This is a genomic window from Chrysiogenia bacterium (assembly GCA_020434085.1).
GTDB lineage: Bacteria > JAGRBM01 > JAGRBM01 > JAGRBM01 > JAGRBM01 > JAGRBM01.
Genome location: JAGRBM010000418.1, coordinates 1 through 11,874, shown reverse-complemented (window position 1 = coordinate 11,874; position 11,874 = coordinate 1). Strand labels below are relative to the sequence as shown.

15 protein-coding genes are annotated in these 11,874 nt (G+C 62.5%); 12 read left to right on the top strand and 3 right to left on the bottom strand.

Annotated elements, in window-relative coordinates; genetic code table 11:
* The 6 genes from KDH09_14345 to KDH09_14320 form a co-directional block, all read left to right on the top strand.
* The coding region (locus KDH09_14345) for a class I SAM-dependent methyltransferase (protein MCB0220877.1) at positions 1 to 615 on the top strand (615 nt) is incomplete at its 5' end.
* Between the two features lie 7 nt (positions 616 to 622).
* The gene (locus KDH09_14340; GenBank protein ID MCB0220876.1) at positions 623 to 1,303 is read left to right on the top strand and encodes a phosphoribosyltransferase; all 681 of its coding nucleotides are present in this window, start codon (positions 623 to 625) and stop codon (positions 1,301 to 1,303) included.
* 95 nt (positions 1,304 to 1,398) lie between these two features.
* On the top strand, positions 1,399 to 2,076 hold the full coding sequence (locus KDH09_14335) for a TetR family transcriptional regulator (GenBank protein MCB0220875.1): 678 nt from the start codon (positions 1,399 to 1,401) through the stop codon (positions 2,074 to 2,076).
* Positions 2,077 to 2,107: 31 nt separating this feature from the next.
* The gene (locus KDH09_14330; GenBank protein MCB0220874.1) at positions 2,108 to 2,797 is read left to right on the top strand and encodes a carboxymuconolactone decarboxylase family protein; all 690 of its coding nucleotides are present in this window, start codon (positions 2,108 to 2,110) and stop codon (positions 2,795 to 2,797) included.
* Positions 2,798 to 2,828: 31 nt separating this feature from the next.
* Positions 2,829 to 4,328: a GMC family oxidoreductase gene (locus KDH09_14325; protein ID MCB0220873.1), complete on the top strand. Its 1,500-nt coding sequence runs from the start codon at positions 2,829 to 2,831 to the stop codon at positions 4,326 to 4,328.
* A 12-nt stretch (positions 4,329 to 4,340) separates the two neighbouring features.
* Complete coding sequence (locus KDH09_14320; protein ID MCB0220872.1) at positions 4,341 to 4,865, top strand: hypothetical protein; 525 nt, start codon at positions 4,341 to 4,343, stop codon at positions 4,863 to 4,865.
* A gap of 8 nt (positions 4,866 to 4,873) precedes the next feature.
* Here the strand turns inward: KDH09_14320 and KDH09_14315 are convergent, their stop codons facing one another.
* The gene (locus KDH09_14315; GenBank protein MCB0220871.1) at positions 4,874 to 5,296 is read right to left on the bottom strand and encodes an Rrf2 family transcriptional regulator; all 423 of its coding nucleotides are present in this window, start codon (positions 5,294 to 5,296) and stop codon (positions 4,874 to 4,876) included.
* 185 nt (positions 5,297 to 5,481) lie between these two features.
* Here KDH09_14315 and KDH09_14310 point away from each other — a divergent pair, with 185 nt between their 5' ends.
* The 6 genes from KDH09_14310 (at position 5,482) to KDH09_14285 (ending at position 9,688) form a co-directional block, all read left to right on the top strand.
* Positions 5,482 to 6,462: a multicopper oxidase domain-containing protein gene (locus KDH09_14310; GenBank protein ID MCB0220870.1), complete on the top strand. Its 981-nt coding sequence runs from the start codon at positions 5,482 to 5,484 to the stop codon at positions 6,460 to 6,462.
* A gap of 12 nt (positions 6,463 to 6,474) precedes the next feature.
* The gene (locus KDH09_14305) at positions 6,475 to 7,188 is read left to right on the top strand and encodes a c-type cytochrome (protein ID MCB0220869.1); all 714 of its coding nucleotides are present in this window, start codon (positions 6,475 to 6,477) and stop codon (positions 7,186 to 7,188) included.
* Positions 7,185 to 7,556, top strand: coding sequence for a cytochrome c (locus KDH09_14300; protein MCB0220868.1), 372 nt, complete (start codon positions 7,185 to 7,187; stop codon positions 7,554 to 7,556). Before KDH09_14305 ends, KDH09_14300 begins: the two co-directional genes overlap by 4 nt.
* Positions 7,556 to 8,614, top strand: coding sequence for a multicopper oxidase domain-containing protein (locus KDH09_14295; GenBank protein MCB0220867.1), 1,059 nt, complete (start codon positions 7,556 to 7,558; stop codon positions 8,612 to 8,614). Before KDH09_14300 ends, KDH09_14295 begins: the two co-directional genes overlap by 1 nt.
* A gap of 34 nt (positions 8,615 to 8,648) precedes the next feature.
* Positions 8,649 to 9,098 carry a hemerythrin domain-containing protein gene (locus tag KDH09_14290; protein ID MCB0220866.1) on the top strand — a complete coding sequence of 150 codons (450 nt, stop codon included), beginning with the start codon at positions 8,649 to 8,651 and terminating at the stop codon, positions 9,096 to 9,098.
* An 86-nt stretch (positions 9,099 to 9,184) separates the two neighbouring features.
* Positions 9,185 to 9,688 (top strand): CopD family protein, encoded by a 504-nt coding sequence (locus tag KDH09_14285; GenBank protein MCB0220865.1) that lies wholly within the window; start codon positions 9,185 to 9,187, stop codon positions 9,686 to 9,688.
* 12 nt (positions 9,689 to 9,700) lie between these two features.
* Here KDH09_14285 and KDH09_14280 read toward each other — a convergent pair whose 3' ends face one another.
* Both KDH09_14280 and KDH09_14275 read right to left on the bottom strand, forming a co-directional pair.
* Complete coding sequence (locus tag KDH09_14280; GenBank protein MCB0220864.1) at positions 9,701 to 10,369, bottom strand: NAD-binding protein; 669 nt, start codon at positions 10,367 to 10,369, stop codon at positions 9,701 to 9,703.
* A complete protein-coding gene (locus KDH09_14275; protein MCB0220863.1) occupies positions 10,366 to 11,838 on the bottom strand; it encodes a TrkH family potassium uptake protein in 1,473 nt (490 codons plus the stop codon). The genes KDH09_14280 and KDH09_14275 overlap by 4 nt, the downstream gene beginning before the upstream one ends.
* Positions 11,839 to 11,874: the final 36 nt, after the last annotated feature.

Genomic DNA, 11,874 nt, shown 5'->3' with positions numbered 1-11,874 from the left:
GTGCTGGGTTACCTCAAGCCGATCCTCAAAGACGCCTCGCGCACGGCGGGCCGCGCCCCGCGGGTACTCGACCTTGCATCGGGCTATGGCGGGTTCCCGCTCATGCTCGCCAAGAATGCAAAGCGCAATGGCATTGCACTGGAGGCGGCCGGTTCCGATATCCATTCGGTGCACGTCAAGGACGGCAACGCGCGCGCAGCGGCCGAGCACCTGCCCGTTACGTTCCGCGTGGTGAATGCTTTTGATATGGGGGAGCTCGAAGAGGGCGAGTACGACCTGCTCACCATCAACCAGGCGATTCACCATTTTACGCCCGGGCAGCTCGCGAAGATGATCGCCGAGGGGACGCGCGTGGCCAGCACCGGCTTTGTGGGCTTCGACTACCAGCGTATTTCCGGCGCCCTGCTCTGGGGGATGCGCACGCAGGAGGGGCCCCTGCGACAGGCATTGCCGCAACCCTATCGTGACTTCTTTCACGACGCGGCAATCAGCGCGCGCAAAATGTACCATGCCGCGGAACTCGAACTCATTGCGCGGGCCGCCGCTCCCGAGGCACGGGTGCGCTGCGACACACACGCGCTCGGGGACAACCTGCTCCAAGTGATGCACGCCTGATCACGCAATGCCCGAACCACGAATCATTGAAGACATCCACCTACGCGAACGTGTGCAGGTCTTTCGCGATCGCGTACATGCCGGAAAGATTCTGGCAAGCCTGCTCGCGGAGTATCGCGGGAGTGACGCGCTCATTCTTGCCATCCCCGCCGGCGGCGTTCCCGTCGCGGCGGCAATGGCCGAAGCACTTGGGCTTGCCTGGGACGTCGCCGTTGTCAGCAAGATCACGCCCTCCTGGAACAGCGAAGTGGGTTACGGGGCCGTTGCCTTCGACGGGACGGTCGCGATCAACGAGCCAATGGCCGAGCGCCTTGGGATCGACTCCGCCGAGCGCGAGGCGGGAACTGCCCGCACCCGGGAAAAAGTCGCGCGCCGGGTGGCGGAGTTCGGAGCGGCGCTGTCAAAGGAGGCACTTGTTGGGCGCACCCTCATCGTGGTGGACGACGGGCTGGCCAGCGGGTTCACCATGCGCGTGGCCATCGGATCTCTGCGCGCCTGGGGGCCCAGGGAGATTCTGGTGGCGGTGCCCACGGCTCATTCGCAAAGCGCCGCGCTCATCGCCGGTGAGGCGGACGCCCTCTACTGTACCAACATCCGCAGTGGGGCGAGCTTCGCCGTGGCACATGCCTACGAGCGCTGGGCCGACGTGAGCGAGGACGAGGTCCTGGCACTCCTGCAGGCTCGCTGATTTCCCAGTGATTCCGGGAGACTTGGCTGCATGGCCAAGACCCTCAGAGCGGTTTCTCCTTGACAGAATACACGCCTGGGGATAGTTTTGGTCGCATGACCAAGAAGTCGACTATCGCCGATATCTACAAGCGCCTGAGTGACGGATCGTGCGAGATCCTCGACGCGGCGGCCGGGCTCTTTCGCGAGCGCGGGTTTTCGGCCACCACCGTCCGGCAGATCGCCGAGGCCGCGGGCATCCTGCCCGGCAGCCTGCACTACCGCTACGCCTCGAAGCAGGAACTGCTCGAAGCGCTGATGGAACAGGCGGTCGAGCGCACCACCGTGGCGGTGCGCCAGGCCACCGACGGCGTGCGCGATCCATCCGAGCGGCTGCGCCTGGCAATGCGCGCATATCTGGAACTGCTCCTCTCGGGCGACGATTCACTCTACGTGCTCCTCTATGACTGGCGCTCGCTGGGCGGCACCGCGCGCGAGAAGGTGCAGCTTCTTCACGACCGGCTCCACGCGCTCTTCGACGGACTCTTCTATGAGGCCGCCGGCGCTGGGCACATCCGCGCCGACGTGGACCTCAAGATGATGCGCCACATGTGGATGGGCGCGCTCAACTGGACGGTGCAGTGGTACCAGCCCGGAAGCTGCCGCGATCCTGATGCGATTGCGGACCTGTTCTGGAACCTGCTCACCACGGGCGCCTTCGATTCCGAGAACTCGTTCACGGGAATCGGTGCGGCGGTTGCGGGACTCGAAACCAAGGGAACAACGCGCAGTTGAGTGCGCGCAACAAAGACGGGGCAAGACACATATGAGCGACGTGCAGACCAGGACGGAAGCACAGGGTGGGCAACGCCTGTTCGGGCTTTTCCGCAAACGCATTTACACCATCGGGCAGATTCTGAGTGATGCGGGTTCGCTCGCGCCGGAACTGCCCTCGCTGGCGCGCATCTGGACGGGGCGGGGTATGGATCCGGCCTTCCGGGAGGAGATCATGGTGGCCGTCGCGCGTGTCAACAATTGTCGCTATTGCAGCTTTGCCCATCACGAGTGGGCGCTTCACGCCGGGCTTCCCGCCGAGGAACTCGCCCAGGTTGAGGGCATGGCGCCCGAGGAATTCGATCCCGCGCGCTGGATCGCCGTGCAGTATGCACGAGCCTTCACGCTCTCGCGCTCGGGTGAAGTAAGCCCCGAACTCGTCGAGAAACTCGGCGAGCATTACAGCAAGGAAGAAATCGCCGACATCGAGCGCGTGGTGCGCGCCATGACCATCGCCAATCTGACGGGCAATACCGTCGACGCGCTTCTCTCGCGCCTGCGCGGAGAGGCGGCCGAGGGCTCGCGCGTTCTCGATGAGGTCTTTATCGCGACGATCTTCATGGCCGTTGCGCCCTTTGTGGCGGTGATGCTGGCGGCGTGGCGTCGCCAGTCGCCGCTGGCATTGCTGCGGGATTTCCAGAACTTCTCGCGCGATCTTGAAGACACTCAGTCCACTCACTGAATCAGCCGGGCAACGGGACAACTTTATATCCATGGATTTTGACGTCATCGTCGTGGGATCCGGCTTCGGCGGATCGGTCAGCGCCGCGCGCCTTGCGCAGAAGGGGCTGCGGGTGCTGGTCCTCGAACGCGGGCCCTGGTGGGGGCCGCTCAACAAGGCACGTCCCGAGGCCGACCGCCGCGACTATCCGCGCGGCATCAAGGGGGCGCGTCGCTTCGTGCGGAACCTGCGCGTTACGCGCGGCGGCAAGCGCCGCGAGCGCCTGCTGCAGGCAGACGGCCTCTACGAGGCCCACGTCTTCGACGACCTCTTCACGCTCACCAGCAGCGGCGTGGGCGGCGGTTCGCACATCTACACGAACATTCTCGAAGAACCCCCCGCAGAGTTTTTTGCGGCCTTTCCCGAAGAGCTCACCGGCGAGGAACTGCATCCGTATTTCGAGCGCGTGCGCGAAGTGATGCGCCCGGCGCCGCTGCCCGACCGGCCAGAGAAGAATCTCGTTTTCGAGCACGCGCTTGCGAGCGCGGGTCTGCCCGCGCCGAAGTATCCCGACCTGGCCGTTGCGTGGGGAGCTGATCCACGTCGCCCGGAGAAGGTGACGAACGCCGCGGGGATCGAGCAGCGCACTTCCACGCACGCGGGTACCTGCATCATGGGCTGCGAGGATGGATCGAAGACGACCCTCGATCTCACCTACATCCCGATGGCACTCAAGGCCGGGGCGAAGCTGCGCCCGCTCTGCGAGGTGCTGGCCGTGGGCGCGCACGCCGGGGGCGGCTACGAGGTGCGCTACCGGGACCACCGCACCGGCAAGCAGGCCGTCGTTCATGCGCCGCGCCTGGTGCTGGCCGCCGGCGGGCTCAACACCCAGCGGCTGCTCTTTGCCGCGCGCGAGCGCCACCGCACACTGCCCGGGCTCCCCGCGACTTTGGGGGCGCGCTTCTCGCCGAATGCGGATCTGGCAACCCTGCTCTGGAAGACGAAGGCACTGGGCGATTCTTCGCAGGGGCCGTCTTTCAACGCCTTTGCATCCATCGAAGCCAAGGGGGCTCACCGGTTCCTCGTTGGAGAAGTCGGCGTCCCGGCGGGCGCGCTGCCGCTTCCCGAATCCATGCGCGCAAGCCTGCGGCGCTCGGCCTTCCTCTTCTGCATGGGGCGCGACGCTTCGGCCGCGCGAATCGAGTTCGACGGGAAGGGAATCACAACCACGGCGGGGCGGGAGATGGACCGCGCCCTCTTTGACGAGATGGAACAGACTGTTGCACGAGTCGCCGCCCACTACGGGCCCGAGCGCGTGCTGGGAAATCTGCCCTGGGGCAAGGGCGCGCGCTCGCTCTTCACCGTCCACCCGCTCGGAGGCTGCTCCATCGGCAGCAGCGCCGAGGACGGTTTCACTGATCACCGCGGACAGGTCTTCGGGCATCCGGGCCTGTTCGTTGCCGACGGATCGCTCTATCCACGCTCGCCGGGGATTCCCCCCAGCATGAGCATTGCAGCCCTGGCCGAGCGCCAGGCCGACCTGATGGACTAAGGAGTCACAATCATGAGCGCAACCACCCAGACCATTGAAGCGCGAGGGGGCTACCTTCACGCAGAAGTCGACCCAGATTCGCTGATTCGCCTCCACAAGGAAGAACTCGACACGCTCTTCGAGGCCCTCGATCCCATTGCCGAGGGACAGCTCCGCGGCGCGCTGGCGGGCAAGCTACTGGCCGTGGTGGGACTCGACACGCTGCCCGAGCCGGTGCGCGGCGTGCTGCACCTTGTTGCCAACTCAGCCGTCTCGCCCTGGAAGGGCAAGTATTTCGAGGGGGATTCGGGCTCGAACCTGTGGATGGGTCTCGAACTGGGGCGGCGCTTCGGTCACTTCAAGGTCAGCCACGCGCCCTCCATGCAGGGCAGGGGCGAGGTGCTGCTCTTCAACTACGACGTTCCCGAGAATCCGGCGCCGCTTCGTGCCATTCGCGGCGAGGCCCGCGCGCTGGGGCCGGGCCTGTATCTGGCGCGGATGAATTACCTGAGCGGATCAGGTCACAGCACGCTGCTCTATTTTACGCTGGAGAGCTGAGGGCACGCCTAGCGCACCATCAGGGCGCGCGGGTTGCGGCGGTCTTCAAGTACGTCGGCCAGTGTGTATTTTCTGATGGTATCGATGAAGGCGTTGCTGCCTTCTTCGAGAATGTCCTTGAGGTAGCAGCGCCGGGCAAGTGGGCATTCGAGTTTTTCGCAGGCAATGATGGGGCCGCGTCTCTCAAACAGATCGACGACTTCGCCGAGATTGATCTTGTCGGGCGTCCGACCGAGCTGCAGTCCGCCGCCGCGGCCCCGGTAGGTCTTGAGGAATCCGTGCTGGCCCAGTTCGTGGACCACTTTCCTCAGGTGTTCGTGGGAAATATCAAAAAATTCGGCCATCTGTGCCTGGGTGACAAGCTCATCGGGATTCGAGCCTGCATACAGCAGCACCCGGAGGGCGAAATCCGTTGTTTTGCTGACCTGCACGGGGAACTCTCCTGCAGCCGCGTCTCCAGAATCCTGTGAGCACACTCAGGCGGCTTCCGTACGCGCAGTATGCACGGGATGACCATAGAGTGGCCCGGACAGATAAAATGTAGTTGAAATGCATCATTCTATCCAATAATATGCATTTCAAATACATCTTACATGATGCAACAGGGGAGCGAAACATGCTGAAAATACTGAAGAAATCTATTCCATCGGGAGTGGCGGTAGTTCTGATCGCTGGAATCCTTGCAGGTTGTGCGGGCTCGTTTGCGAAGGGCGCCGGTGAGGCAACGGTCCAAAAAGTCGAGATCACGGTCAAAGAACTCTCGCTGGCGGTCGACAATGCCGGCAATACCCAGCGAATGTGGACCTTCGGTGGCACCATTCCGGGGCCGCTGGTGCGTGTTCGCCAGGGCGATCTGGTCGACTTCACCCTGAACAATGACCCATCCAACAAGCAGAGCCACTCGATGGACTTCCATGCCGCCCGCGTCGATGTGCTCAACGAGTTTGCCGAGGTAAAACCCGGTGACTCGAAGAACTTTCAGTTCCGTGCCGACTATCCCGGCGTCTTTATTTATCACTGCGGCGCCAGTTCCATGGCGGAGCATATCTCGCGCGGGATGTACGGTGTCATCATCGTTGATCCGCGTGAGGGCTATAGCGCGGACTACCCCAAGCCCGATCGTGAATACATCATCGTGCAGGGCGATCTCTTCGCCGATGGAAGCAGCGCCGAGGAGCGCAAAAACAACGAGAAGTGGGTCGGCGCACTGATCAACGGTAAGCTCTTCCACTACGATCCGGTTCACGATGCCAACGCGTCCGTAGCGCTCGAATCGAAACCCGGTGAGCGCGTTCGCCTCTACTACGTGAATGCCCAGATCAATGAATCGGTGGCGCTGCATCCCATTGCCGGAATCTGGGACCGCGTCTGGGAAAATGGCAACCCCAAGAACATTCTCTATGGAATGCAGACAGTGAATATTCCCGCGGCGCATGGCCTGACGGTCGATCTTGTGAGCCCGGCTGATCGTGCCACGAACAATGCGATCGTGGACCACCAGATGAAGCACGCGCTCAACGGTGCCATCACGGTCATCCTCAACAACGACGAAGCGGATCCCGAAAAGGGGCGCAACGGCAACCTGATTCTTCGATAGGAGATGCCTGCAATGTGGAAACATCCGACATTGACGGGATTGGTGTGTCTTCTGCTCGGCGCGTTGGTGCTCCCGGCGGGCCCCGCGCAAGCCGGCGATACCGGTGAGCAAATTGTTCTCAAGTCCTGTGCTGAATGCCATGCAGTGAAGAAACCGGATGACGAATTTCTCACCATCGACGAGCGCATGAACCGCAAGGGACCTCCGCTCTATTACGCGGGGCAGAAATACCGGGCAGAGTGGCTCAAAAAGTGGCTGCAAAAGCCCGAGCGCATCACTCCAGGCGGCGTGTTCTTCGCCAACGCGACCGAGGTGACAGATGACGGCGATGAAATTGTTGATACAAAGCTGTCGGCTCATGCCCCGCTCGGTAGGGAAGAGGCCGAAGAGGTTGCCGATTACCTGATGACGCTGCGACCCTTTCCGGAACGAACGGACAAGGAAGAGTTCAAGCCCGGGAAGCTGATGCGCGTGCTGGCCGAAAAAGATTTTCGAAGCTTCAAAGGCTGCGCCGCATGTCATCGTGACGCGCCCGACTTTGGCGGCGTTTCCGGACCCGAACTCTATACCGCGTTCGAGCGGCTGCAGCCCGAGTACATGATTTCTTACACGCGCAATCCGACGCTCTGGGAGCCACGCTCGCTGATGCCCAACCGGCATCTTCCCGACGAAGGGATCAACAAACTGGTGAACTACCTCAAGATGATCGCGGAGGAACAGAAATGAAGAAACTCGCACTCCTGCTCTTCCTTGCTGTGGCGGCGCTGATGCTGCCGGGGCGTGCATCAGCGGGGGAGAAACATGACGGCGTGAAGCTCTACCGGCTTTACTGCGCCCAGTGCCATGGCCTCCACGGTGACAGTTTCGGCGTCAATTCCTACGACATGGATGTTGCGCCGCGTGACCACACCGATACGGCAGAAATGTCGGCACGCACCGATGCCGAGCTGTTCAAAGCCATCAAGTTTGGTGGCAAGGCCGTCAACAAGTCGATTCTCATGCCCAACTGGGATGGAAATCTCTCTGATGAAGAAATCCACGCGCTGGTGAAATACCTGCGGGAGCTCTGCTGCAAAAAAGGAGACAACAAGTGATGCGACGCCTGATGCTTGCAATTTTTCTCGGCGCGCTCGTGCTCGTGCCGTCGATCTCGCGTGCGGAGGACCGACACTTCGAGATGACGATCGAGGAAGTCGACCTGGAAGTCGCACCCGGTCTGACGGCCAAGGTCTGGGCCTACAACGGGCAGGTGCCCGGGCCCCTGATTCATGTGAAGCAGGGTGACCACGTCGAGGTCAAACTGACCAACATGACCACCCTGGCCCACACGATTCACTGGCACGGTCAGTACATGACAAACAACTGGAAGAACGACGGCGTACCCGACATCACCCAGAAGGCCATCAACCCTGGAGAGAGCTTCACCTACAGCTTTGTCGCCGAAAAACCCGGGAGCCTGTGGTACCACTGTCATGTCAATGTTCCCGAGCACGTCGGTATCCGCGGCATGTGGGGACCGATCATCATCGATCCCAAGGAGCCCGCGGAAATCGAGAAGCGCGTGACCAAGGAAGCCATTCTGATGTTTTCGGGGTGGAACTCGGAGGTCGCCGGCGTTTACGGCAAGGGCGGCCATCCGACCGAAGGCATCGATTATTTCTCAATCAATGGCAAAGCCTTTCCCACGACTCAGCCGCTGACGGTCAAAAAGGGCGACGTGCTGCGACTACGCCTCTTTAGCGTGAGCTCTGAAGTGGCATTCCACCTGCATGGGCACGATGTGCTGGTCACCCACAAGGATGGTCTGCCACTCGAGAGCCCCTATTACGCCGACGTGATTCCGCTGCTGCCCGGCGAGCGAATTGACGGGATTGTTGAAATGAACAATCCAGGGCTGTGGATCACGCACGATCACATCGAACATCACGTCTCCAACAACGGAAAAGCCCCGGGCGGGTCGGTGCTGGTAGTCGAGTACGAAGGGCTCGAACAGCCGGACTGGTACGTCTGGAAGAATAAACAGCGCAATCCGGATTTTTACATGTCCGAGACCATGAAAAAGGGTTACGGGCTCTTCAACAATGAAGCCTTCAAGGGGAAGGCGCCGATCGCCGAAAAGAAGCCCAGGCGCCGCAAGAAATCGCAGCGTTAGCCCGGTAAGCGCAATGCAGGGGCGGGAGCGAGCAATGGGAATCACAGTGATTGACGCGCTGAGGGGCGAACATGGTGTGTTTCACGGTCTTTTCGACCTGTGGGAAAAGTCAGTCGACTCGATGTCGGAGCTGGGGCGATTGCGCGAAATCGGTGACGTCATTGGAAATGCATTGAGCGTGCATGCGCAGGTCGAGGATGAATTGCTGTTCTCAACCCTCGAATCGTTGATGGGGCCGAACGGGCCAATCGCACGGATGCGCTTCGAGCACAATCAGATCGACAAGCTGCTGGATCAGGCGCGTCGCAGCGATTCACTGGAACAACATCGTGCCATCGTGCGGGAGCTGCTCGCAATCACGCGCGAGCACTTTCAGAAAGAAGAGCACGTGCTCTTCCACCTGGCGCAGCAGTTCATTGGGGACCAGCAACTTGGACAACTGGGGGTCGCCTGGTCCAGACGGCGCAGTGTCGCGATTGATTGAGAATCTCACGTGATTGTCTGTTCTGTGAAGTTGAGTTCGGAAGCGGTCGTCGGCGTTCCCTTCACGTCGTCGGATGCAGTGGGCGCATGATGTATCTCCTCCTTGTGTGGGTTCACATCCTTGTCGCAAGCGTATGGGTCGGCGGGCAAGCCTTTTACCTGCTAGTCCTGATCCCTCTCGGCAGAACCCCGGAGTTCGCCGGCCACGCGCTCTCCCTGATCCGACAAACCGGCGGCCGCTTCCGTATTGTTTCATGGGTCTGTTTTGCCCTGCTTCTGCTCAGCGGTGGCGGGTGCCTGCACTATCGCGGTGTGGGCCCGGGTGACCTCACTTCCATGGATTTCTGGGCCAGCGGATTCGGCACGCTGTTGGCAATCAAGCTGGCTCTGATTCTCTTTCTTCTGACGCTCAACGGCCTGCATGATTTTGTCGTTGGCCCGCGTGCAACCCGGCTGTGGGAACAGGATGTTGCGGGAGAAAAGACCATGGCGGCACGGCGCGCCGCAGCCCGCCTGGGGCGGATCAGCGTGCTCATTACCCTGATGATTGTGCTGGTTGCGGTCCGGCTGGTGCGTGGGGGCGTATGGTAGCGCGACGGGCGTTCAGGATTTCCCGTTGCTTCGCTGCACCGGGCTCCAGCGCTCGCGCAGTTCGGGCAGGCTGGCTGCCGTGGTGACGAGGATGATCTCGTCGCCTTCGTGAAAGGCCGTCTCCCCGTCGGGCATGCAGAATTCGTCGTTGCGGTAGTAACACATGACCCGCGTTCCCTTGGGGAGTGCCAGGTCGGTGATGGCCACCGCATCAGTATCTTTCGCAACGAACGCAAACAAACGCCCCTCGCCGCGCAGCGCGCTGGAGAGCTCCATCACACGCGCGCCCTCGGCCATGTCGGCCAGGTAGCGACCGATGGTCTGTGAGGGGACGATGACCTCGTCGAGTCCAAGTTCCACGCAGATGGATTCGTATTCCTTGTCGTGAATGCGGGTAACCACGCGCGAGAATCCAAGCTGGCGGCCCACCAGGCTGGCGATGATGTTGGCCTGGTCCTGGTCGGTCAGACAGAACAGCACGTGGGTGAGATCGGGCGCGGCCTCGCGCAGGACGGCGGGCTTGCTGCCGTCGCCATGGAGAAAGCTGCAGTCGAGCACCTGTGAGAGCTCGTCGATGCGCTCGCGATTGGAATCGATAACGACGACCTCGTGCCCGCGCCGCGTGAGCAGGCCCGCCGTTTCAACCGCTACTTCACTGCCACCGACGATGACGACTCTCATGTGCCTTGCGTGCGCCTCCCGATCCAGGTTCCGGGGTAGAGTGTAACCAGCCAGACGACGATCTCCAGTCTTCCGAGCAACATATCGGCGCAAAGCACGCTCTTGAGGGTGGCGGGAAGATCCGTGCCGGTCAGTCCGACCGAGAGCCCGACCGTGCCGGTGGCCGAGGCCACTTCAAAGAGCGAGTCGAGCGGGTCGTAGCCGTAAGCCAGAAAGGCCAGCCAGGAGAGCAAGACCGCACCTACGAACAGGCCGATGAGGAGCAGGGCTTCCTCTATCTCGGGGTCGCCCAGGCGGCGCCCGCCGAGCTGGGGTTCGAGCACGGCGTGGGCGGGCAGGGCGCTCCGGCGAATGAGCAACTGCAGGAGCTTGAGCGCAATGAGAAGGCGCAGGATCTTGAACCCGCCGGCGGTCGAGCCCACGCCGCCGCCGACGAGCATGGCGAAGATGATCGCAAGCTTCGAGAGCGCCGGGAACTCCGCCAGCGACATGGAAGAAAAACCCGCCGTCGACTGGGCGGAGAAAGCCTGCATCGCCCCGTGGTGGATCGCTGCGCCCCAGCCCATGCCGCCCTGAAGAGCCAGGCTCAAAGTCAGCACGCCGGTCAGGGCCAGCGCGAGGATAAGCAGGGCGCGCACCTGCAGATCGGCGACCGTGTCGCGCAGGCTGCGACGGCTGAGCTTGTTGAGAAAAGGCACCGGGGTTGAGCCCGCCACGCACAGCAGGGTGACGGCCGCCTGCAGGGGAATGCCGCCCAGGCCCGAGAGGCTGCTGTTGTGGGGGGCGAAGCCGCCGGTGCTGATGGCGGCAAAGGTGTAGACGATGGCATCGAAGAAGCTCGCCCCGAGCACCAGCATCAGGAGAATACCCGCACCGGTGAGCGCGCAGTAGACCTGGAGAATGCGGCGCGAGCGGGCCCGCGTGCCACCGGCAAGGTCGTCGGCCTCGCTGCCCTCGGAGAGTGAGAGGCGCTTGGCCTCCACGCCCGGGCGCAGCACGAAGGCGGCGGCAAAGACCATGACACCCAGGCCGCCGCACCACTGGAGCCACGCGCGGCTGAAGAGCCACAAGCGCGGGCGCGACTCCACGTCGGCAGCGGTGGAGAGTCCCGTGGTGGTGACGCCCGAGACGGCCTCGAAAAAGGCATCGAGCGGTGAGAGCCCGGCGTGAGCGGCCATGGGCCAGGTGGAGGCCAGCGCTGCAAGCACGAAGGCCGCGGCGGCAAGCACCATCGCCTCGTTTCGCTGAATGGGCGCGCGCGCCTCGATGCGCGAGAGGGCATAGCCGCACGCCAGCAGCGCCGCGCTCGTCATGCCGTAGCGCGCAGCCCCGTCGAAGACGCCCAGCAGAAGCGCCGCCGTCCCGGGTACAAGCTGCAACGCGGCCAGGATCATCGCCACCGTTCCCAGGTGGCGGGCCAGCACGCGCGGGCGCACTGCATACTGAAGGTTGCTTGCCTCGCTCGCCATGCCCCGAGAGTAGACGAGTGCGGGGAAAGCTGCACT